The sequence below is a fragment of the Flavobacterium sp. NLM genome (assembly GCF_002210235.1).
GTDB lineage: Bacteria > Bacteroidota > Bacteroidia > Flavobacteriales > Flavobacteriaceae > Flavobacterium > Flavobacterium panici.
On sequence record NZ_LIAC01000003.1, the window covers coordinates 200,843 to 224,360 of the forward strand.

Below are 23,518 nucleotides of genomic sequence, written 5' to 3' on the forward strand. Positions count from 1 at the left end.
CGTAATTTTGCTGTCCAAAATAGATATAGTTTTTATATGGAAATAAATTTAATTAGCGATACCATTACCAAGCCTTCTTATGAGATGCTGCAGTATATGTTTAACGCTCAGGTTGGCGACGACGTATACAAACAAGATCCTACGGTTATCGAATTAGAGACAAGAATAGCCGAATTTTTTGGTATGGAAGCTGGACTTTTTTTTCCGTCGGGAACTATGGCGAATCAAACCGCAATTAAACTGCATACTCAACCCGGAGAACAATTAATTGCCGATAAATATGCTCACGTTTATAATTATGAAGGCGGCGGAGTTTCTTTTAACAGTGGAGTTTCCTGCTGTTTATTAGACGGAAACCGCGGAATGATAAATGCTGCACAAGTGGCAGCCGCAATTAATGATCCCGAATTTTATCATAGTCCGTTAACGAGTTTAGTTTGTGTTGAAAACACGACGAATAAAGGGGGCGGAGCTTGTTATGAATTAGAAGATTTAAGAGAAATAAAAAAAGTATGCGATGCTAATAATTTGAAATTCCATTTAGATGGAGCGAGAATTTGGAATGCATTGGTTGCCAAAAGACAAAATCCGAAGGAATTTGGAGCTATTTTCGACACTATTTCGGTTTGTTTATCAAAAGGTTTAGGCGCACCAATTGGTTCTGTTTTATTGGGAACCAAAGCAGATATTCACCGAGCATTAAGAATCAGAAAAATATTAGGAGGCGGAATGCGTCAGGTTGGTTATTTAGCCGCAGCAGGATTATATGCATTGGCGAATAATATTGAACGTTTAGCAGAAGATCATCGCAGAGCCAAAGAAATAGGAGCAATTTTAAGCACAAAATCCTGGATTGCATCTGTAGAGCCCGTAGAAACAAATATTTTAATTTTTTCATTAGCCGAAGGTTACAGCGACCAGCTTTTGATTGAAAAATTAAAACAAAAAAATATTTTAATAAGTTCCTTAGGACACAACAAACTAAGAATCGTTACCCATTTAGATTATAAAGAAGTAATGCATACGTATGTTTTGGAGATGTTTTCGAAAATTTAGGAAAGAGGTTCAAAGTTGCAAAGGTTCAGAGGGACAAAGGTTAAAAAAAGACGCACTATAAAAATAGTGCGTCTTTTTTTTGGGTTACAATAAGAAAAACCTTTGTCCCTTTGCAACTCTGAACCTTTGTCACTTTACTTAAACAAATTATCCATCCCTGGAATCATCGGCATATCCATTTTTGCGACAGCGTCAAGTTCACTTTCGTTAACGCTTGTTGCTCTTTCGATAGCTTTATTTAGTGTTACAATTAAATAATCTTCCAGTTGCTCTTTATCTTCTAAAAGAGAATCATCAACAGAGATTGATTTTATTTTTCTATTGGCAGTAATTGTAATTTTTAATAATCCGTCGGCGCTTTGTTCGTCAATTAAAACAGTATCAAGGCGTTTCTTAGTATCTTCAATTTTTTGCTGGGTTTCTTTAAGTTTACCCATCATTCCCATTAAATCCATTTTTTGTTGATTTTTAAATTATTTCATACAAAATTAGTATATTGCTGTATTAAATCAATGGAATATTTTATGAAAAAATTAATTTTGTTCTGTTGTGTTTGTACTACTTTTGCTCCTTCGTATTTAAAAACAAATGCTCAATCAATGCAAGAAAATATACAGGCTCCAAAAGCCAAGGAAGTTCCAAAAACATTAAAAAAACACAAAGAAACCCGAATCGATAATTATTTTTGGCTGAATGACAGAGAAAATCCGGAAGTTATTGATTACCTGAATAAAGAAAACGAATATTATCAGAAAGTGACCTCTCATACTAAAGATTTTCAGGAATCTTTGTATGAAGAAATGAAAGGCAGAATTAAAGAAGATGATTCATCAGTTCCTTATTTCTATAACGGATATTTTTATATTACACGTTTTGAAACAGGAAAAGATTATCCAATTTTTGCCCGAAAAAAAGGAAGCCTTTCGGCAGAAGAAGAAATTCTGTTCAACTGTAACGAACTAGCTGTAGGCCACGCATATTTTAAACTGGGGGGGTTAAGTATAAGCCCTGATAATAAATTTGCCAGTTTTGGAACTGATATCGTGGGAAGAAGAATTTATACCATCCAGATCAAGAATCTTGAAACAGGAGAAATTTTATCAGATAAAATCGAAAATGCAACGGGAGCTTCTGTTTGGGCAAATGATAATAAAACCATTTTCTATACCAAACAAGACGAAGTTACTTTAAGATCTGATAAGATCTTTAGACATAAATTAAACACTGATTCTAAAAAAGATGTTTTAGTTTATGATGAAACAGATGATACTTTTAATGTTTCGGTAAGTAAAGAAAAATCAAGGAAATATATTGTAATTGGTTCATCGAGTACTTTAACGACAGAATACAGGATACTGAATTCAGATAATCCGGATGGGGAATTTGAAGTGTTTCAGCCTCGTGTTCGTGGTTTAGAATACAGCATTTCTCATTATGAAGATTCATTTTATATCTTAACAAATAAAGACAAAGCAACCAATTTTAAACTAATGAAAACGCCTGAAAATAAAACAGGCAAAAAAAACTGGGTTGATGTAATTCCGCATAGAGAAGATGTTTTGTTAGAAGATATCGAGATCTTTAAAAACTATTTAGTTGTAGAAGAACGCTCGAATGGTTTAAATCATATTCGAATTATGCCATGGAACGATGAACCGGATTATTATCTGCCTTTTGGAAGTGAAACTTACAATGCTTTTACGACAACAAATATTGATTTTGATACCGATATTCTGCGTTACAGCTATCAATCGCTTGCTACGCCGTCATCTGTAATTGATTTTAATATGAAAACTAAAACCAAAGAAATTCTAAAAGAACAACAGGTTTTAGGCGGGAAATTTGACAAAGAAAATTATGTCGAAGAACGCGTTTGGGCAACGGCAAGAGATGGTGTAAAAGTGCCAATTTCGATGATTTATAAAAAGGGATTGAATAAAAATGGTAAAAACCCGTTATTGCTGTATGCGTACGGTTCTTACGGAATTACAATGGATACTTATTTTTCTTCAACAAGACTTTCGTTATTAGATCGCGGTTTTGTTTATGCAATTGCGCACATTAGAGGAGGAGAAGACTTAGGAAGACAATGGTATGAAGACGGAAAACTGTTAAAAAAGAAAAATACCTTTACAGATTTCATCGATTGCTCTAAATTTGTAATAGACGAGAAATATACGTCACCAGAACATCTTTATGCTGAAGGTGGATCTGCAGGAGGACTTTTAATGGGTGTAATCGTAAATGAAGCACCAGAGTTATATAACGGAGTTATAGCCCAGGTACCTTTTGTAGATGTTGTTACAACAATGCTGGACGACAGCATTCCGCTTACAACAGGAGAATATGACGAATGGGGAAACCCAAACAATAAAAAATATTACGATTATATGTTGTCGTATTCACCTTATGACAATGTAAAAGCACAAAAATATCCTAATATGTATGTATCGACAGGATTACATGATTCTCAGGTACAATATTGGGAGCCAGCAAAATGGGTGGCTAAATTAAGAGTTTTAAAAACAAATAATAATCAATTGTTTTTAGATACTAATATGGACGCGGGACATGGCGGGGCTTCAGGACGTTTTGAGGCTTTAAAAGACTTAGCAAAAGAATTTACTTTTTTATTAGATTTAGAAAAAATTAAAAGCTAATTAGAAATTTTTTGTTAAATTTGCAACCTATCAAGGCGCGTAAAAAACACCTTCGATTAACTATTTTTTTATGAAAGAAGAAATAAACGCTTATAATAATGTTTTAGAGTTAATAGGTAATACCCCGCTTATTAAACTAAATAAAATCACCGAAGAGTTAGAAGGAAATTTCTACGCAAAGGTAGAAGCTTTTAATCCAGGTCATTCCTCAAAAGATAGAATAGCGTTATATATTATTGAAGAAGCCGAAAGAAAAGGAATATTATCACCCGGCGATACCATAATTGAAACTACATCAGGGAATACAGGTTTTAGTTTAGCCATGGTAAGCATTATAAAAGGCTACAATTGTATTTTGGCCGTGAGTTCAAAATCATCCAAAGATAAAATTGACATGCTGAGAAGCTTAGGCGCAAAAGTTTATGTTTGTCCGGCTCACGTATCTGCAGATGATGAAAGATCATACTACAATGTAGCAAAACGATTACACGAAGAAACAAAGGGCTCAGTTTATATCAATCAATATTTCAATCAGCTAAATATTGATGCCCATTACAACACTACAGGTCCCGAAATCTGGGAACAAACAAAAGGACAAATCACACATCTTGTTGCTTGCAGCGGAACCGGAGGAACAATTTCCGGAACAGCAAAATTCTTAAAAGAGCAAAACCCGAATATTAGAATCTTAGGAGTAGATGCTTTTGGATCAGTATTAAAAAAATACCACGAAACAAGAGAATTCGATAATAAAGAAATTTACCCGTATCGTATAGAAGGTTTAGGTAAAAATTTAATTCCTTCGGCAACAGATTTTGATATCATCGATAAATTCATGAAAGTTACCGATGAAGAAAGTGCTCACTCTGCAAGAGAAATCACTCGTAAAGAAGGTTTATTTGTTGGATATACATCTGGAGCAGTAATGCAGGCGATTAAACAATATGCAGAAGAAGGTGAATTTACAAAAGACAGCAATATTATTGCAATCTTCCCTGATCACGGTTCACGTTATATGAGTAAAGTATTCAGTGATGACTGGATGAACGAACAAGGATTCTTTGACAGTGTTAATGAAGAAGAAACCCAAAAAATTGAATTCGTAAAATAGATTACTATTTTTCTAAATATTAAACTCCATTCGTTTTGCGAATGGAGTTTTTTTATGCTGACTTTTAAGTGATTAAGAAATTCAATAAATGGTTTACAATTATTTTAAAAGTTTAAATTTCTACAAATGTTAATTATTTCATTTTGATTGAAGATACCGTATTTATACGTAAGATATTTTAATTGAAATTGAGGTTAATTTATAATTTTAAGAATTACTTCTACAGTATAATTAAAACTAATTTTGTCGACAAAATCATCAGTTTTGGTTATTTTAACGATTATTTAGGTAGGTTAACGAAAAAATTTTCGACGAAAAACATAATAGTATAGTTTAGCTGTGTATAAATGACACACTTTATTTATAACCCTAAATTCTGCTATTATGAAAAAATTTCTACTCTCAGTAATGTTTGTAAGTTATTTGAATGCGACTGCTCAAAACCCAATTCAGGAGTTTAATTTCAATGGGACTTTAAATAATGAATCTAACACAATTTCTTTCATGGGGTCAGATGAGTTTGTACCCGATAGATCAGGAATTGCCGGAAATGCTCAAAGATTAAATAATAAAGCACTGGAAGCCGTGGTTGATGATCTGCCGCAAGGCAATAAAGCAAGAACGGTTAGTATTTGGGTTAAATTTAATGACATAGCTTCTGCAAATTATATCTGGGGTTATGGTTCAGCTTACAATGCTCAGTATTTCGGTTTACTGCAGCAGTCTACAGTTTCTTCTAATTCAGATTTAAGTTTAGCGGGCTGGGGTGCAGCAAATGATGTAATTGTCTCAACTCCATTAGCAAAAGGTGTTTGGTATCAATATACCGTAACATTTGACGGGACAGTTTCTAAAATCTATCGAAACGGAGAATTATTAAAATACATAAACGGTTTAAAACGCTCTACAAAAGGAACTATTTTTAGATTAGGCGAAATAAACACATCAGTTGGTATAAATGCACATGTAGACGATTTAAAGATCTATGATGTGGCTTTGACAGATGAACAGGTTTCGGAGTCTTATAACAGCTCTAAACCTTTAATAGTAGTCGCAGAAGCTGCAGCAGCTCCTAAAACAAAAGGCACTGTAAAATCTAAAACAGCAAAAACTACTTCAGGTAATATAATTGTGAGTAAAGATGTAAATGTGGGAGGTAAAAATATTGAAGTGTATTCGCAAGGACAAAAAGTAGTAGGAAATAATTCAATGACAATAAATGATCTTCCTGAAGGAACCTATTTATTAAAGATTTCAAATGCTCCGTCAAAAAAAATAACATCAAAATAAGGCCATCAATTAATTTTTTTAAATAGTTAGTTAGTTTTTAAATATTGTTTAGTAGCAATTAGATTTTTTGGAATTAGAAAACAGCCTTTTGGATTCAGAAGGCTTTTTTTTAGCCCTTTATAACTATAAATTTTTATATTTTGTGAGAATTCTGTATCTGTATGTAGGATTTGTTTGTTTATGCTGAATTAAAATTATAGTTTTAACAAAATTTATAAATAAAATATTTAAAAATTTGTAATTGTAAAATTCGAATGATCAAATTTGCTTTCAAATAAATCATTATAAAAAGATATCATCCAGTAAAAAATGTATATACCTATGAAAAAAATATTACTCACTTTAATGTTTGTAAGTTTTTTAAATTCTAATGCACAAAATCCCGTTCAGGAATTTAATTTCAACGGAAATTTAAGCAGCGCAGATAATACTATTTCCTTTTTAGGTACTCCAGTTTTTGTAAATGACAGAATGGGTACCCCTAAAGGAGCTTTGCGACTTTCTAACAAAGCTTATCAGGCTGTAGTAGGCGATCTTCCACAGGGAAATAAACCAAGAACAATATCGGTTTGGGTTAAATTTAATGCAATAAATGCCGTTAATCATGTTTTAGGTTATGGTACTGCAGCAAATGGACAATATTTCGGATTAACGCAGCAAGCGGCAGCCGGAGGTAATTCTGAGGCAAACCTTGCGGGATGGGGGCCAGGAAATGATGTGGTTGTTTCTGCACCGCTTTTAAAGGATATCTGGTACTTGTACAGCATTACTTATGATGGTAATAGTTCAAAAATTTATCGTAATGGCGAATTGCTAAAATCTACTGAGGGAATCGCGCGTTCAACCAAAGGTTATATTTTGAACATCGGAAAACTAAATACAGCAACAAGCATCAATGCTGATATCGACGATATTAAATTGTATACGGTTGCTATGACAGACGAGCAGGTTATGGAATCCTATAACAGTTCAAAACCGGCTAAAACAGTAGCGGCTTCGCCAGTGCCAGTTTCAAGTATAGATAAAAAAGCTGCTCCTGCACCTGTAAAGCTCCCAGCTGCCGCTGTGGCTGCTTCTGCCGAAACTTCTAAAAGTGGTAAAAGTGTTGAGGTTTTCTCTCAGGGACAAAAAATAATAGGAGCAAACGCTTCTAATATTGGCGATTTGCCAGAAGGAACGTATTTGATTAAAGTAACAAACACTCCAAAAAAGTAATTTTATATTTTCTATAAAAAGAAAGCCTTCTGAATTTCAGAAGGCTTTTTGATTTTTATTAGCTTATTACACTAAGCACTACAAATACGATTACCAAAATAATTACGGCAAATCTTGTGTATTTTGATGTTTGCATGTTTGTTTTTGTTTTAAGGAATTATGATCTGATTGCGACAAATATAATAGTTTATTTTACTTTTTATAATATTTTGCTTTCTTCTGCATGAATTTTAACAAAACAAAAAAGCCCTGAAAATTCAGAGCTTTTAAAATTTTTATAAAAAGAAAATATTATTCCTCTTTCATAGTATGATAAACGTTCATAACGTCATCATCTTCTTCAATTTTTTCGATTAGTTTTTCAACGTCAGCGATTTGAGCTTCAGTTAATTCTTTTGTGATTTGAGGAATACGCTCAAAACCAGAAGATAAAATTTCTAAACCTCTGTTCTCTAATTCCTTTTGTAAAGCACCAAAACTTCCAAAAGGAGCATAGATCAAGATTCCGTCTTCATCTTCAAAAACTTCCTCGGCACCAAAATCAATTAATTCAAGCTCTAATTCCTCAGCATCAAGACCATTATTTGCAATTCTGAAATTACAAGTATGATCAAACATAAACTCAACAGAACCCTGAGTTCCCATTGTACCGTTGCATTTGTTGAAATAACTGCGAATGTTTGCTACCGTTCTGTTGTTATTATCAGATGCAGTTTCAATCAAAATCGCAATTCCGTGAGGAGCATATCCTTCAAATAAAATTTCTTTATAGTTGGCAGTATCTTTATTGCTGGCATTTTTAATCGCGCGCTCAACATTATCTTTTGGCATGTTGGCCGCTTTTGCATTTTGTATAACAGCTCTTAATCTAGAATTGGCGTCAGGGTTAGGGCCGCCTTCTTTAACAGCCATAACGATGTCTTTACCAATTCTGGTAAATGTTTTGGCCATTGCAGACCAACGTTTCATTTTTCTTCCTTTTCTAAATTCGAACGCTCTTCCCATTTCTAATTTTTAGTTTTGTGATGCAAAAATAAAGGTTATTCCTTATTTATCCAAAATCAAAATCGCTATTTTGTTTCAAGTTTTAAGTTTCATGTTTCAAGTTGGTACAACTTTGCGCACTTTGCGGTTAACTTGAAACCTGAAACAAAAAAAACGTGAAACAAAAATTTCTATTTTGAAAAATTAAAGTCATTAATAATATTCACCGCTTCGTTGAGGTATGGATTTGTTTTTAAATTATCCATTTGGTATTGATTAATCGTTTTATCATTAGGATAAGCGCCCAATAAAAACTGATTTACAGAAGAATTGTAAACATCCAGCGGATTATTTTCGTCATTAAAAGTATTGATTTCTGTCCAAAGAGAATTTACCACTTTCTTTTGATTAAAAATGGCATCTAAAGTCATCGGAATTTCTGCTTTTGGCGTATTGATCAATTGATCTATTTTTAGATTGATTTTTTTAATATCATTAAAATAAAAATTATCAGCCAGTCTCAATGAACTGTTTTTGGCCAATTTATCAATTAAAGCACGTTTTACATACGGTCTGAATTTTAAAAACGGTTCAATACTATCGTTTTTCATCGCAGTAGGGAAATCACTTTCTTTTTGATAAACATCCTCATAAAATTCAGGAAGAACAACATCTGGCGTAACACCAATATATTGATGGCTTTTTCCTGTAACTCTGTAGAATTTATTAATTGTAATTTTAAGGAAATCAGTATTTTTATTTTCGTCAAGCGAAAGAATAGTCTGCATCGTGGCTTTTCCAAGCGTATTGCTTCCTAACAAAAGCGCGCGATTGTAATCCTGCATAATCGAAGAGAAAAATTCACTTGCAGAAGCCGTATTGCTATTCACCAAAATCACAATTGGACCTCTGTAAATCATGCCTTTGTAAGGATCATTGATAACTGATTTCTCTTTAGTATGATCAATAACAACCGAAATTGGACCATAATCAATAAACATTCCCGCCAATTTTATGGCTTCTTCCATCGAACCGCCGCCATTGTCAATCAAGTCAATCACTAAACCTTTAATATTGTCTCTTTCAAGTTTAATAACTTCTCTGGCCACATCATCGGCACAGCCTTTTCGACTGTTGCCATCTAAATCAGCATAAAAACTCGGAATTTTTATATACCCAATTTTACTTTCCTTGCCAATTATAAAACTGAAAACCGAATTTTCTTCGTCTTTCATGACTTGTTTTTCGATAAAAACGTCAAAGTTTTTACCAGAGTTTCTTTTCAGCGTAAGCGTAAGCGTTTTATTTGCTTCAGATAAAATCATCGTAGAAATAGATTCTAACGAAGAACAGGAAACCTGAAGTGTCTCTTTATGATTGGAAACCGAAATAATCTGATCGCCTTTTTTAATCTGTCCCGTTTGATACGCCGGACCATTTGGATCTATTTCGTGAACAATAATCTCATTTTTTTCGTTAAGATTTACTGTCATTCCCAACGATAAATGTTCTTTTGATAAGGAAGCTACAAAACTCGATTTAGAATCGTCGCTAAAATAAGCCGTATGCGGATCAAAATAAGTACAGAAGAAATTATAAAGATTCTCGTCTTGTTTTGTTTTAGTTTCTAAAAGCGTGCTGATACGACAAATTTCATTCGACACAATCAAATTTCTGGATTTAGCTTCAATAGAAGCAAAATTTGCTTTTATAGAATCCAGATTATCACTCGTTTCAGCAATATCATCCAGAATTTGATAACGCAGTTTTTTACGCCATACTTTCTCTAAATCTTCTTTCTTTAAATAAAAAGGAAAAGATTTTTTGTAAAATCGAATCGTATCTTTTTTGGTATAATCAAATGCAGTTGCCTGAATTTTTTCAAGAGCCTCTTTAGTTCTAATCAATCCATTTATATATTTGGCTGTAATATCAGTTAAAAAAGTACAATCATTACTTAAAATTAAATCGTCTAAATTTAAACGATATTCTGCTGCCAGTTGATCGTATTCACTTTTAAAGAAGATATTGCGTGAAGGATCTAATTCATTTATAAGATTATCAAAAACAAAAACAGATAAACTGTCATCAACAGGTTTTGGACGTAAATGCTCTGTTTGAATAACAGCATTTATTTTGTTCAGTATTTCGCATGTCTCGGCGCTATTTTGACTAAATAGGAAAGAAGTAAACAGTAAAAATAACGGCAAAATTTTGTTCATAGGTGAAATCTCAACATTCTATATTAAAGTTACGGTAATTTTTCGAAAACAGTTTACATTTTTTCTAAAAAATCTTACATATAAATAAGAAATAAAATGCCGAAGATTAAATGATTTCAAGGGATGATACTTGCAATTATTTAATCTTCGGCAAAAAAAATGCATTACCATTACAGTAATGCATCTTACAATATTTATAACTTTAATTATTTCTTGTAAAAAGGCAATTTTACCACTTTAGCAGGAACATCATTTTTTCTAATTCTAATAAAAATATCACTGTCAACAGCACTGTTTGAAACCGTAACATATCCTAAACCAATTCCTTTATTCATAGAAGGAGACATTGTTCCAGAAGTTACAATTCCAATTACAGCTCCAGAACCATCTACAATCTCGTAATCATGTCTTGGTACCGCACGTTCCTGCATTTCAAAAGCAACTAATTTTCTGGTAACACCAGCTTCTTTTTGCTTTTTAAGAGCCTCAGAATTGGTGAAATCTTTATTGAATTTTGTGATCCATCCTAAACCAGCTTCAAGCGGAGAAGTAGTATCATTAATATCATTTCCGTAAAGACAGAATCCCATTTCAAGACGTAAAGTATCACGTGCTGCAAGACCAATAGGTTTGATTCCGAAAGCTGCACCAGCTTCAAAAACCTTGTTCCAGATAGCTTCGGCATCAGCATTTTTGCAGTAAATTTCAAATCCTCCAGAACCTGTATAACCAGTTGCAGAAATAATTACATCATTAAAGCCAGCAAAATCGGCTACTTCAAAATGGTAATAAGCAATGGCAGATAAATCTATAGAAGACAAAGCCTGCATAGCCTCAACCGCTTTTGGTCCCTGAATTGCCAATAATGAATAATCATCAGAAAGGTTTTTCATTTCAACTCCCAAATCATTGTAAGAGGAAATCCAGTTCCAGTCTTTTTCAATATTCGAAGCATTTACAACAAGTAAATACTCATCTTCTTTCATTTTATAAACAATCAAATCGTCTACAATTCCGCCTTCATTATTTGGCAGACAAGAATATTGCGCTCTACCAATAGTTAAAGTCGAAGCATCATTTGAAGTCACTTTTTGAATCAAAGCCAAAGCATTTGGTCCCGTTAACAAAAATTCACCCATATGCGAAACGTCAAAAACGCCCACACTATTACGAACCGTTTCATGTTCAGCATTTACACCTTCATATGTAATAGGCATGTTGTAACCCGCAAAAGGCAGCATTTTCGCTCCCAAACTCTCATGTATGTGCGTAAGCGCAGTATTTTTCATTGTGTTGTTTTATAAAATTGTTCTGCAAATCTATTCAAAAAATATCTAATTTGAATGCCTTAAATTATAAATTTCGCAATAATTAGGAGCAATTTCCTGCTATCCGCTATATTCCCGATAAACAAAAACTACGGCTAAAGAGCCTTGTTTTTCTAAATCGGGAGATGTCGCTTCTATCAGGGCTAGGACTTAAGGGAAACAATAAACATTCGTGTTTTCGATTTTTTATGTAACTTTAATCATAATAAACAGTAATGAATTATCTTTTATAAAGTCAAGCTTCACAATCAGCTATGTTTGTTAAAAACAAGTGAAACGCCTTTACCCACAAAGAAAAGCTATGATTCTATGTGTTTAAAATAAAAAAGCCATCAAATGAAATCTCCATATTTAATCACAAAAGAAGAAATCTTAAAAATATACAAACCCATAAATCCTCATACACACAAAGGAATTCAGGGTCACGCTGTGATTATTGCCGGAAGTTACGGAAAAATAGGAGCAGGCGTTTTAGCTTCAAAAGCATGCTTAAAATCCGGCTGCGGACTTGTAACGACTTTTATACCAAAATGCGGTTATCAAATTCTGCAAACCTCTATTCCCGAAGTAATGACTGTTACTGATGAAAATACCAATTTTATAACCAATATCCATTTACCATTAATTCCGCAAGCCGTTGGAATTGGCCCCGGAATAGGGAAGGAACTCGGAACACAAAAAGCCTTATTTGAATTTTTAAGAATCAACAAAGCGCCTTTAGTTTTAGACGCCGATGCTTTAAACATTATTTCTGAAAATTTATCATGGCTGGAATTAGTTCCCGAAGACACGATTCTGACACCTCATCCAAAAGAATTAGAACGCTTGATTGGAAAATGGAATTCAGAATCTGAAAAATTCCAAAAAACAATCGCCTTTTCAGAAAAGTATAAAGTTATTGTAGTCATGAAAGGCGCACCAACATTCACTATAAACAGAAATTCTGTCTACGAAAACACAACCGGAAACGCAGCCTTGGCAACCGCAGGAAGCGGCGACACCTTAACAGGAATTCTCACAAGTCTTCTCGCACAAGGCTACGAACCCAAATACGCCTCAAAATTCGGAGTCTATCTTCATGGATTAACAGCAGATATTGCTTTACCCAAAACTGGTTATGAATCTTTCATAGCCTCAGATATAATCAAGAATTTAGGGAAAGCTTTTTTGAGTTTAGAAAAGTAATTTTAACGCAAAGGGCGCAAAGGTTTTTCGCAAAGGGCGCTAAGTTTTTTAAGGTGCTTTGCTTTTTAAAGGTTGCAAAGTCGCAAAGTTTTTAGGTAAAGTTTCCATACAGTTTGTCATTTCGAGGAACGAGAAATCTCCACAAGTAACTCCTCAACGAGAATCCAATCTTTGTAGAGCTTCTTGTGGAGATTTCTCGTTCCTCGAAATGACAAGATTGGGAATATAGCGTGAACAAAAACTTTGCGACTCTGCGTCTTTGCGAGATTAAAAAACTTTGTGTCTTTGTGTCTTCGTGGCAAAAACCTTAGTAAGTTTGTAACTATGAAAAACAACTTCGATCTCAGAACGGTAAACGTCATGCGTTATATAACGCCGCTGCGCGAAGGCGGATCTTTACCCGCTTTGGCAGAAGCCGATGACGATTTTAAATACGTATTAAAATTTAGGGGTGCCGGACACGGCGTAAAAGCCCTTATAGCCGAATTAGTAGGCGGACAAATAGCAAAAGCCTTAAAACTACAATTACCAGAATTAGTATTCGCAAATCTCGACGAAGCCTTTGGAAGAACCGAAGCCGACGAAGAAATTCAGGATTTACTGCAAGGAAGCCAAGGATTAAATCTGGCACTTCATTTTTTATCAGGCGCGATTACTTTTGATCCTGTTGTAACGACTGTCGATGCGAAATTAGCTTCGCAGATTGTCTGGCTTGACGCTTATATTACAAACGTAGACCGAACTTTCAAAAATACCAATATGCTAATCTGGCATAAAGAATTATGGCTGATTGATCACGGGGCATGTTTGTATTTTCATCATTCCTGGAACAATTGGGAACAGCATGCCAAAAGTCCGTTTGCATTGATAAAAGATCACGTTTTACTGCCGCAAGCTTCTCTTTTAAAAGAAGTTGACGCTGAATTTAAAGCGATTTTAACGCCTGAAATTTTAGAAGAAATTGTAAATACAATTCCGTTAAACTGGCTTCAGTGGGAAGATGCAGACGAAACACCGGAAAACTTGCGAAATGTTTATTTACAGTTTTTAAAGACAAGATTAGAGAATTCAGAAATATTTGTAAATCAGGCTCAAAATGCAAGATAATCACTTATACGAATATGCTGTGATTCGTGTTGTGCCAAGGGTAGAACGCGAAGAATTCCTGAATATCGGAATCATTTTGTTTTGCAAAAAAGCCAAATTTATAAAAGTACTTTTTCATTTAAATAAAGAAAAAATTGAAGCACTATCAAACGATTTTGATATCGAACAATTAGAATGCAATCTGACTTCATTAGAAAAAATAGCAAAAGGAGCCAAAGACGGCGGTCCAATCGCTGAATTTGAGATTCCGGAACGTTTTCGTTGGTTAACGGCAATTAGAAGTTCAGCAATCCAAACTTCAAGACCGCATCCAGGTTTGTGTCAGGATTTGGAGAAAACGATTCAGAGATTGTTTGAAGAGTTGGTGCTTTAAGGAAAGGATCAAAGGTGTAGAGGTTCAAAGTTACAAAGGTTTTCTGTAGAGGCGCACAGCAGTGCGTCTACGCCCCAATTGTCCATACTTTGTGTTAGACGCACTGCTGTGCGCCTCTACATTTAATCTTTGCGCCTTTGCGCCTTCGTGGCAGAAAAAAAATAAAAAACCACGAACTGCATCCCTGCAATCCGTGGTTCTAACTAAAAACTAACTTACTTTTATTCTAATTCAATTAAAACGAACCGCAGATATTGCCACCTAAAGTTGCTCCTGCATTTGCTGAAATATCAGCTTTAACAGCAGTTTTATTAAGTTTTACAATAGAATATGGCGGAGTAAAAGCAGTACCGCTTCCGGCTTGATTTCCGGTTGTATTCGTAAAAACGTTATCAGTTGCCGTAACAGCAGTATAACCGCTCATTAAATCGATAGGCGTTTTTACACCTTCAAAAACGTTGCTTTCTACACGAAGATCAGCCTCAAAACCTGCTGCCACACATTTATTGCTTACTGTACTGTTAAAGAAGTTGTTTACCAAATGCACTTTTCCAAAACGAACTCTTGGCATTCTCTCTTTACATCCTGGAGCCCACCAGCATCTTGCAAAAGTGATTCTCAATTTGCCGCGATCGGCAGTAGCACCATCGCTTGAACCAATTAAGTTTGAATATCTATGATCGTCTGATCCTCCTGAACCTCCAGCTTTTGGTGGTTTTAGATAATGGAATTTAGAATACGTAACCGAAATATAATCGGATTTGTTTTTGATGTCGAAGTTTCCGTCAACGCCATCTCTAAATTCGCAGTGATCAACCCAAACATTCGTGCATTCATCCAAAATTGCGTTGTCCCAGCCATCAGTATCGTAAGCTCCAGGGCCTTCAAAAATTAGATTTCTGATGATTAGATTTTTACATCTTTTAATGTTGATAATACCAGAAGCATCTTTAGTCTGATTAGTCGAAACCAGTTTTGCGCCACTCGCGCCATAAATAGTTTTACCAGTTTGATCCTGAAATGATAATCGTGTGGTAACTGTAATAGTTCCTGAAACTTTGATCACTTTTACAGAAGTGTTTTCAATAGCCGCTTTTAATTGAGCGTAAGTTGTAACCGTAGTTTCAGCCGAAGAACCGCCGCCGGTTGTACTTCCGTTTTGAGAAGCCCAACCCGGAACTTCAGAACAGTTTCCAATTTTTGCGGTTAAATTCGTCGTGCCTGACTGAATTGTTGTTTCGATACTTGCTTCTGAATTTGGTGAAGCAATTTCTTCAGAATTACATGCTGTAAATCCGAGAGCCAATGTTAGTAAAAACATGGAGAGTGTTGATTGTAATTTCATAATTTAAGTTTGGTTATTTATAAAAGTTTAACAACACAAATCTGATTATAATTTGCAGGAAAAAAGTTGAACAAGTTCAAACTTTTGCAAAAAATTCTATGAAATTCGTTTTTTTAACAGTTGTTAATTTACAAAAATGCATAAATAGTGTACATTTACGTAATCGATTACATTTTTTAAACCCCTAATAAAGAATGGATTGAAAAACAAATTTAATTCCAAACAAAAACCACAAGCATGTACAACCTACTAAGAAAAAACATTGAGCGAAAGATCCCGCTCACAGATGAAGAATGGAATATCATTGTTTCTAAAGCTGAACTTATTAAACTTAAAAAAAATCAGTTTCTTCAAATTCAGGATTCTAATAATAGTTATGAGGGGTTTATTTTAAAAGGCTCGTTTAAAACTTACATCTTAAACGAAAACGGAACGGAAACCGTAATTTTCTTTTCTTTCGAAAATGAATGGATGTGTGACTTGGAAAGTTTCTATCACCAAAAGCCAACGACTTACAATATTAAAGCTATAGAAGACAGCGAAATTTTGGTTATAAATAAAGTCCAAAAAGCGCAATTGTTTGCAGAAGTTCCCAAGCTTATTCAGTTTCATGTTTTAATGATTGAGCGCGCAAATGTGGCTATTCAGCAAAGACTTTTGGATGTTTTAAATAAAACTTCAAAACAGCGTTATTTAGATTTTAAAGATCGTTATCCGCAAAAAGTCCAGACCATTAATAACAAAAATCTTTCATCATATTTAGGAGTTTCGCATGAGTTTTTGTCCAAGATTAAGAGAAGGGTGTCTTAGGTTCAAAGGTTCAAAGAGGCAGAGTAACAAAGGTTCAAAGGTTTTTTGTAGAGACGCACTGCAGTGCGTCTAACAGAAGTTTTTTAGCCACAGATTAAAAGGATTAAAAATGATTTTTGTTTCACGCAGATTAATCCCCAATCTTGTCATTTCGACGAAGGAGAAATCTTCGTAAGTAACTCCGCAATGAGATTCAATCTTTGTAGAGCTTCTCGCGAAGATTTCTCCTTCGTCGAAATGACAAACTGTATGGAAACTTTGTCTTAAAAATCTCCGATTTTGCTCCCAATAGCTATCGGGATAAAAGGATTAAAAATGATTTTTGTTTCACGCAGATTAATCCCCAATCTTGTCATTTCGACGAAGGAGAAATCTTCGTAAGTAACTCCACAACCAGAATCCAATCTTTGTAGAGCTTCTCGTGGAGATTTGCTTCGCCTATTCGCTGTCGCTCGGGTCTCCTTCGTCGAAATGACAAACTGTATGGAAACTTTGCGGCTTGCAAGATTTTAAAAAAAAACTTAGTGCCCTTGTGCCTTCGCGGCAAAAACAACTTCTATTAAAAATCCAATATCCCAAAAAGGCATTCGTTAGAAAAATGAAGCATTATATTTTCCTTTTCTTGATTTTCAATGACTAATAAATCATAAGATTCCAGATCATATGGATTCTCATTAATTTTAATAGATGTAGTATTTAAAGAAAATAAAATTATTATTTGAGCATTACAATTCTGATTGCTATTTGTTATTTCCAGTTTATGACGGGAAATTTTTTCAGAAATCATCCAATTAAAATCCATACCATTTGTATAAGAAGTTACTTCATCATTTGAATTAAATTCTATGATTTCATACTTCTCATATACTTTCCTTTTTTTGTTTACTTCAATATTCAAACAGTTATCAAGCATAACCAAATATCGGTAATAGCCCTTAAATTTGGTAAACTCAGAAGGCACTTTCTCTATTGTAGCGCTGCTTATTCTGAATACAAAATCTCTATTAGTATAGCTTGCTGTTTTTGGATATATCATATATTCATATGTCAATCCGCCACTCCAAATAGAGGGTTTACTATCTTTTTTAGAGAAAAGACTTATTTTCATTTATTGAATATTTTATAAGATTTCAAAGTATCTAAGATCCATATTTAATTTTCTTTTAAATGAACTTATATCACTTATATTGTAAAAAAGAAAAAACTTAGTGTCTTTGTGCCTTCGTGGCAAAAAAAACTTAAATCTTTTTCTCTAGAAATATAAACTCCAAAGGTTCTTCTGAAACTGTAATATGAATTTCGCTTTGAGGGAATGGTTCTCTTTCGCCCGTATCAACATAACCGTGACGTTTGTACCACGCAATAAGTTCTTCACGAACCGAAATAACCGTCATAATAATACCAGACAAACCAAGAGTTTTAGCATGAATTTCGGCTTCAGCCAAAAGTTTTTTCCCAATTCCGCTATTTTGAAGTTCAGGCGAAACGGTCAACATTCCTAAATACAATTGATGTCCTTTTTCAACCAATAAAACAGAACCAATAATTTTGTCATTCTCTGTAAATTTCAGAATTGTATTTTTTGGATCAAGAAAAATTTGGGTCATTTCCTGTTCGTCGGTTCTTTTTCCTTCTAATAAATGCGCTTCGGTTGTCCAGCCTTTTTTAGAAGTTTCTCCTCTGTATGCTGAATTTATTAAGATGGTTAATGCTGGAATATCTTCCAGAGTTGATTTTGTAATCATTATGTTTGAATGTGATTGTGTTTTATAAAATTGAATTGCTTCCAGTTTTTAGCTGGAGTTACAAAAGTAGAAAATATCGGGAATGGCTTTAGCTGAAATTATTGTTTAACAGTTTTGTTTTCTATAAGATGTAATTATTCTTAATTCTAATATTTTAATTGTATTATACAACTTAAAAGCACTAAACTAGCCAAAGAAGCCAGAAATAAGATTGACTCTTTTTTAATGTTGTAAAATATTTTTTCTTTTTTTAATTTATACAAAATAGAAATTACAAATAAGGTTATAACATTGAAAAACAATGTAAAAATAGATAGAAAGATAATACAATAATTAATGAAATAACTTTCAAATCCAGTAGAAAGTAAAGTAAAAATTATAGCAAACAACAATATTAAAATTAAAAACCAAGATGAGATTCTTATTAGACTTTTAATGATTTCAAATTTTTCAAAATTGTATATTTTACTCATGTTTTTGATATTGCTTTTAGTTTTTAAAGATATATAAATTATTGAAAAGCGTATCTTACAAAAACTAGTTTGTTTTTTACCGAAATTTTATTTTCGTTTAAGAATTTTAAATATCTTTGAATTATGAGTACAGCAACAAAACCAAAACATATCGGTAGAAATATAAGCCGTATCAGAGAGCTTAAAGATATGAAGCAGGAAGCTCTGGCAGATGCTTTAGGAACAACCCAGCAGACCATTTCGAATATTGAAAACAGCGAAACTGTAGACGAACAAAGACTAATTGAAATAGCAAAAGCTCTTGAAGTTTCTGTTGAAGCAATTAAAAACTTTTCGGAAGAAGGGGTTTTTAATTATTTTAATACTTTTAATGATGCTGTTTCAAATAGTAGTTTTGGACAAGGGACATATAATAATGAATGCACTTTTAATCCTTTAGATAAAGTTGTTGAACTTTACGAACGTTTGGTGCAAGCTGAAAAAGATAAAGTTGAGTATTTGGAGAAGTTATTGAACGGGAAATAAACGTTTTTGAAGATATATTAAATTGAAAAGAGACCTTTTTATGAGGTCTCTTTTTTTTGTTCTATTGCTAGCGCGAGCGTCTCGCTCGTGCACGTTCCAATTGGTTTTGAATTTCTTTGCGTTCACGAGCGGGACGCTCGCGCTAGCGGGGGTAACGGCTGTTGGTAGGAGTTTTTTCTTCTAAAATGTTGATGAATAATATTTAAAAAGTTCTGGATTAGATGAAATTCCAAACCCATCAATTACAGATCCCTTCAATTTTTCAATATTTAAATTTTCCGCTTCATCAATTCCAAAAAATTTCACTCCATAATAGCAAAAATGATTATAATTTCCCATTCTTCCGTGATATTCAATAATTCCAAACCAACTATCTCTCGAAGTTATTTCGTGTATAATTTCATTATTATCTGATTCAAAAGTATAGTCAACGCAAAAATTTCCAATTGTTGGATTTTCTATTTCTGAATCGTATTTTATTAGTTCTATTTTACTATCTAAATAACTTGAAATAAGAATAGCTGATAATTGATTATTTTGATGTAAAATTTTTATGAGACAATTTTCAAATCTATATTCATTAATATTCACAATTAAATCATTTCCAAATAATTCATTTTCATCAATTGTGTAAGCAAATAATGGTAAGCCGATAAATTCTTCAAGTTTAACCATTGACATTCCAATAGTTATAGAATGAATAAAATCCTTTGGAATAATCTTTCTGCTGTCTTTTAATTTTTCTTCAATATGATTTTTTCTTTTATTTTTTTCGTTTCTAGTCTGAATATAATAAACGAAAAAACCTCCAAGAAATCCACATATTAAATTAATTATAAAATCTTTCAATTTGGTATTTTTTTTAAAATTAATGCTAATGTTCCGCTACTAAAGCGGGTTTGGAACTAAATCAAGCCTATTCTTCGGATTTGCCAAATCATTTTTCCATTAAGGCTATTGCCTAAATCCGTTGTAGTAGCTGTTAGCGGTTGCTTTATTATTTATTTGCTGAATATTTCCAATTCAAATGCAAACTTAGGCCATTAACATCTGGAAAAATTGTTTGATTATTTACTCCAAACATAGACAATTTTCGAAGCAATTCTTTTTTCAATTGTGCTGGAATTTCAATTTCAGTTAAATGACTTTTAAGGTTTATATTCTTTTCTAAAGTTACAAATTGATTATCTGTTTTGGAGTATCTATGAGCCGTAAACCAACCTGCTTGGGCTACTATTCTTTCATTATTCAAAGTTGGTCTTAAAATTTTTGTACTTGTAGTTTCAAATGGCGACTGATTTTTAGATAAGTCAACTCGCATTTTCTCACCGCAAGAAAGAATATATACATAAGAATTTTTTTCCATTGCATATTGGTTTTGACAAGCAAACCACAATGCAACTAATGGATTGCTTGTCCAATCTAGTAATCTTGTTTTTAAACCAAAATGTTGAGCATATACTAACCATTCCCAGTCAGTTTTGAAATTTTTAGTAATTAGTAAAGAAGAACGTCTTTTGAAATCTTCCAGCATTTTGATTTCAGTTTCTGTGGTATCTGTTTTAGGCTCGTCTCTACAAATTGATGGCAATAACGGTTGATTAACAGATTGTCCACGAAAAAGATTTATATCATAACCTATCAACTCAGTATCTTCGATATGGAGTAAAAAATCTTGAAAAGAATTTATTTTATATTTTCTCATATTAAGCAATATTTTCTAAAAGTTATCGCCAAACGGCTGTTATGTGTAGTTTTTTTTATTCATAAAATGTGTCGTAATAAGAGAAAAATGGATGAATGCTTTCAAGTTGAGTTACACAAACTTGCTTTATGATTTCGCCTTTTGTCTCTTCTACAGATTTAAATTGACCATCTATTTGATAAAAGTATTTTAAATGTTTTGTTTGTCTATATGCATTTAAACATCCTATTATAGTTTCATAACCAAGCGGAGTATTATAACTCTCAAAAAAGAAACAATCTTTGATTATCACATCGGATATTTTGGCATTTCCTAAAATTCTCTCATCGTCCTCAAAAGATACTCTACATTTTACTGGAAATTTTTTATCAAGTTTAGAGAAAACCGTAATTGATGTTATTGAATTATATTCTAAATCCTCGAATATTTCTACTTTAGCATTTCTGAATTCAAAAACATTTGATTTACAGTTGTTTTCAGCTTTGAAAATTTTTATTGGTTTTCCAAACTCTTCGATAATTTTTTCAACAGTTATTTTGTGAGGTTCATACTGATATAAAAAATCTTCGCTTAAAATTTTAAGTTCTTTTTTTCCAACTATTGAATTACTTATGTTTTCTTTAGATTTTGCACTTTTATCAGATAATTTCTGAACTAAATAAACAACAAATCCACCTATAGTACCACTTAATACATTTTGAAAAAATGAATTTTCAAATAAACTCTTTATCATTTCCATTTTTCAATATTATTTCTTTAAAATTGCACATAACTCATTTATATGCGAAACAAACTTTCGCATATACACCTCAAATAGGGTAGATAAGCGAAACTTTATTTCGTTTTCTAGCTTTTCAAATATATGTTTTTTTTCTTGCCAATTTTTACGGATTTCCGTACTTGATATTTTTATATTTTAATTCAAGATAATTAATGGTAATGCAATAAAAAAAGCGAGTAAAAAACTTTTACTCGCTTTAATCATTTATTATATTTTTTTTACCCTAGAAAACTTTTCAACTCCTCATAAGTCCCAATCTTCACACTAACTTTCTTCTCATTAATAACACTCTCAATTTGAGCAGGAATAGGAAGTGTAATTCCTAGCGCCGGTTCAACAACATCCAAGAATTTAATAGGATGGGCCGTTTCTAAGAAAATACCAATTGCATTGCTGTGTTTTTGAAGCTCTTTTTTCAAACCTAAATAGCCAACAGCGCCGTGCGGTTCTGCGATATAACCGTCTGTGTTATAAATTTTCTTTAGAGCTTCAAGAGTTTCTTCATCAGTATAACTATAAGATGAGAAATCTTTTTCGAAAGCTTTTAAGTCATTGTTGTACAATTCCTGAATTCTAATAAAGTTACTTGGGTTTCCAACGTCCATTGCGTTAGAAATAGTTGCTTTAGAAGGTTTTGGATCGTATTTTCCGTTTTCTAAAAATCTTGGCACCGTGTCGTTTACGTTTGTAGAAGCTACAAAATGCTCAATTGGTAAACCTAATTTCTTTGCCATAATTCCGGCGCAAATATTTCCGAAGTTTCCGCTTGGACAAGAAAAAACTAAAGGTTTGTTTTGGCTTTTCAACGCTTTGTAAGCAAAGAAGAAATAAAACATTTGCGGCAACCAGCGCGCAATATTAATAGAATTCGCCGAAGTCAGGTTTTTATGCGCTAAAGTTTCATCTAAAAACGCTTTTTTCACCATATCCTGACAATCATCAAAAACACCGTCAACTTCTAGCGCTTTAATGTTTTGTCCTAAAGTTGTCAATTGTTTTTCCTGAATATCGCTCACTTTTCCCGACGGATATAAAATGACAACATCAACGCCGTCAACGCCTAAAAATCCGCTGGCAACGGCTCCACCCGTATCTCCCGAAGTTGCAACTAAAACAGTGTTTTTAGCTTCTTTTTTGTCTTTATTGAAATATCCCAGACAACGTGACATAAAACGTGCTCCAACGTCTTTAAATGCCATTGTTGGGCCGTGAAATAATTCTAATGAATAGATTCCGTTTTCGACTTTCACAACCGGAAAATCAAAAACTAAAGTATCAGCAATGATTTCTTTTAGTTTTTCTGCCGGGATTTCATCGCCAACGAATTGTTTAATCGCTTCAAAGGCAATTTCTTCGTGGCTTAAGCTTTCAATTTTATCAAAAAAAGAAGGATTAAGCGGTGTTATGCTTTCTGGGAAATATAATCCTTTATCACTCGCTAATCCTTGTATTACGGCTTCCTGAAAAGAAACTTTTGGGGCATTATGGTTTAAACTGTAGTATTTCATTTTGATATTTTAGATTTTAGATTTTAGATTTTAGATTGGAGGAAAATTCCAAATTTTAAATTCCAAATTCCAATAGTTTATGTTTTCAATTATGT

At 33.1% G+C, this 23,518-nt stretch carries 21 protein-coding genes; 10 read left to right on the plus strand and 11 right to left on the minus strand.

Translation table 11 applies throughout. From position 1 onward, the window contains the following. The first annotated feature begins 36 nt into the window (after nucleotides 1-36). On the plus strand, nucleotides 37-1,056 hold the full coding sequence (locus APR43_RS05245) for a threonine aldolase family protein (RefSeq protein WP_053473589.1): 1,020 nt from the start codon (nucleotides 37-39) through the stop codon (nucleotides 1,054-1,056). A 134-nt stretch (nucleotides 1,057-1,190) separates the two neighbouring features. Here the strand turns inward: APR43_RS05245 and APR43_RS05250 are convergent, their stop codons facing one another. Then, complete coding sequence (locus APR43_RS05250; protein ID WP_053473588.1) at nucleotides 1,191-1,511, minus strand: YbaB/EbfC family nucleoid-associated protein; 321 nt, start codon at nucleotides 1,509-1,511, stop codon at nucleotides 1,191-1,193. A gap of 69 nt (nucleotides 1,512-1,580) precedes the next feature. On the opposite strand from APR43_RS05250, the gene APR43_RS05255 reads away from it, so the two are divergent. From APR43_RS05255 to APR43_RS05270, 4 genes are all read left to right on the plus strand, one after another. Beyond that, nucleotides 1,581-3,716 carry a S9 family peptidase gene (locus APR43_RS05255; RefSeq protein WP_053473764.1) on the plus strand — a complete coding sequence of 712 codons (2,136 nt, stop codon included), beginning with the start codon at nucleotides 1,581-1,583 and terminating at the stop codon, nucleotides 3,714-3,716. Between the two features lie 70 nt (nucleotides 3,717-3,786). Continuing rightward, nucleotides 3,787-4,827 (plus strand): PLP-dependent cysteine synthase family protein, encoded by a 1,041-nt coding sequence (locus APR43_RS05260; protein WP_053473587.1) that lies wholly within the window; start codon nucleotides 3,787-3,789, stop codon nucleotides 4,825-4,827. A 384-nt stretch (nucleotides 4,828-5,211) separates the two neighbouring features. Next, nucleotides 5,212-6,117 (plus strand): LamG domain-containing protein, encoded by a 906-nt coding sequence (locus APR43_RS05265; RefSeq protein ID WP_053473586.1) that lies wholly within the window; start codon nucleotides 5,212-5,214, stop codon nucleotides 6,115-6,117. A 321-nt stretch (nucleotides 6,118-6,438) separates the two neighbouring features. Next, nucleotides 6,439-7,332: a LamG domain-containing protein gene (locus APR43_RS05270; RefSeq protein WP_053473585.1), complete on the plus strand. Its 894-nt coding sequence runs from the start codon at nucleotides 6,439-6,441 to the stop codon at nucleotides 7,330-7,332. 291 nt (nucleotides 7,333-7,623) lie between these two features. Here the strand turns inward: APR43_RS05270 and APR43_RS05275 are convergent, their stop codons facing one another. The 3 genes from APR43_RS05275 to gcvT form a co-directional block, all read right to left on the minus strand. Further along, nucleotides 7,624-8,337, minus strand: coding sequence for a YebC/PmpR family DNA-binding transcriptional regulator (locus tag APR43_RS05275; RefSeq protein ID WP_026729302.1), 714 nt, complete (start codon nucleotides 8,335-8,337; stop codon nucleotides 7,624-7,626). 170 nt (nucleotides 8,338-8,507) lie between these two features. After that, nucleotides 8,508-10,538 carry a S41 family peptidase gene (locus APR43_RS05280; RefSeq protein ID WP_053473584.1) on the minus strand — a complete coding sequence of 677 codons (2,031 nt, stop codon included), beginning with the start codon at nucleotides 10,536-10,538 and terminating at the stop codon, nucleotides 8,508-8,510. 206 nt (nucleotides 10,539-10,744) lie between these two features. Then, nucleotides 10,745-11,827, minus strand: a complete 1,083-nt coding sequence (gene gcvT, locus APR43_RS05285) for a glycine cleavage system aminomethyltransferase GcvT (protein ID WP_053473583.1) — start codon at nucleotides 11,825-11,827, stop codon at nucleotides 10,745-10,747. A gap of 375 nt (nucleotides 11,828-12,202) precedes the next feature. Between gcvT and APR43_RS05290 the strand changes: the two genes are divergently transcribed. From APR43_RS05290 to APR43_RS05300, 3 genes are all read left to right on the plus strand, one after another. Continuing rightward, nucleotides 12,203-13,051, plus strand: a complete 849-nt coding sequence (locus tag APR43_RS05290) for an NAD(P)H-hydrate dehydratase (protein ID WP_053473582.1) — start codon at nucleotides 12,203-12,205, stop codon at nucleotides 13,049-13,051. A 324-nt stretch (nucleotides 13,052-13,375) separates the two neighbouring features. Beyond that, complete coding sequence (locus tag APR43_RS05295; RefSeq protein WP_053473581.1) at nucleotides 13,376-14,158, plus strand: HipA family kinase; 783 nt, start codon at nucleotides 13,376-13,378, stop codon at nucleotides 14,156-14,158. After that, entirely contained in the window at nucleotides 14,148-14,531 is a 384-nt protein-coding gene (locus tag APR43_RS05300; RefSeq protein WP_053473580.1) for a DUF3037 domain-containing protein, read from the plus strand. Before APR43_RS05295 ends, APR43_RS05300 begins: the two co-directional genes overlap by 11 nt. A 235-nt stretch (nucleotides 14,532-14,766) precedes the next feature. Here APR43_RS05300 and APR43_RS05305 read toward each other — a convergent pair whose 3' ends face one another. After that, on the minus strand, nucleotides 14,767-15,876 hold the full coding sequence (locus APR43_RS05305) for a polysaccharide lyase family 1 protein (RefSeq protein ID WP_053473579.1): 1,110 nt from the start codon (nucleotides 15,874-15,876) through the stop codon (nucleotides 14,767-14,769). A gap of 237 nt (nucleotides 15,877-16,113) precedes the next feature. Between APR43_RS05305 and APR43_RS05310 the strand changes: the two genes are divergently transcribed. Beyond that, complete coding sequence (locus APR43_RS05310; RefSeq protein ID WP_053473578.1) at nucleotides 16,114-16,686, plus strand: Crp/Fnr family transcriptional regulator; 573 nt, start codon at nucleotides 16,114-16,116, stop codon at nucleotides 16,684-16,686. Between the two features lie 559 nt (nucleotides 16,687-17,245). On the opposite strand, the gene APR43_RS05315 is transcribed toward APR43_RS05310, so the two are convergent. Then, nucleotides 17,246-17,794: a HutD family protein gene (locus tag APR43_RS05315; RefSeq protein ID WP_053473577.1), complete on the minus strand. Its 549-nt coding sequence runs from the start codon at nucleotides 17,792-17,794 to the stop codon at nucleotides 17,246-17,248. A 130-nt stretch (nucleotides 17,795-17,924) separates the two neighbouring features. After that, nucleotides 17,925-18,431 carry a GNAT family N-acetyltransferase gene (locus APR43_RS05320; RefSeq protein WP_053473576.1) on the minus strand — a complete coding sequence of 169 codons (507 nt, stop codon included), beginning with the start codon at nucleotides 18,429-18,431 and terminating at the stop codon, nucleotides 17,925-17,927. Nucleotides 18,432-19,027: 596 nt separating this feature from the next. Here APR43_RS05320 and APR43_RS05330 point away from each other — a divergent pair. Beyond that, on the plus strand, nucleotides 19,028-19,429 hold the full coding sequence (locus tag APR43_RS05330; RefSeq protein WP_053473574.1) for a helix-turn-helix domain-containing protein: 402 nt from the start codon (nucleotides 19,028-19,030) through the stop codon (nucleotides 19,427-19,429). A gap of 180 nt (nucleotides 19,430-19,609) precedes the next feature. Here the strand turns inward: APR43_RS05330 and APR43_RS05335 are convergent, their stop codons facing one another. The 4 genes from APR43_RS05335 to thrC all read right to left on the minus strand — a co-directional run bounded on the left by APR43_RS05335 (nucleotide 19,610) and on the right by thrC (nucleotide 23,423). Continuing rightward, nucleotides 19,610-20,278 carry a hypothetical protein gene (locus tag APR43_RS05335; protein WP_053473573.1) on the minus strand — a complete coding sequence of 223 codons (669 nt, stop codon included), beginning with the start codon at nucleotides 20,276-20,278 and terminating at the stop codon, nucleotides 19,610-19,612. 148 nt (nucleotides 20,279-20,426) lie between these two features. Next, complete coding sequence (locus APR43_RS05340) at nucleotides 20,427-21,134, minus strand: FRG domain-containing protein (RefSeq protein ID WP_053473572.1); 708 nt, start codon at nucleotides 21,132-21,134, stop codon at nucleotides 20,427-20,429. A gap of 55 nt (nucleotides 21,135-21,189) precedes the next feature. Next, nucleotides 21,190-21,873, minus strand: a complete 684-nt coding sequence (locus tag APR43_RS05345) for a hypothetical protein (RefSeq protein WP_053473571.1) — start codon at nucleotides 21,871-21,873, stop codon at nucleotides 21,190-21,192. A 260-nt stretch (nucleotides 21,874-22,133) separates the two neighbouring features. Next, on the minus strand, nucleotides 22,134-23,423 hold the full coding sequence (gene thrC / locus APR43_RS05350) for a threonine synthase (RefSeq protein ID WP_053473570.1): 1,290 nt from the start codon (nucleotides 23,421-23,423) through the stop codon (nucleotides 22,134-22,136). Nucleotides 23,424-23,518: the final 95 nt, after the last annotated feature.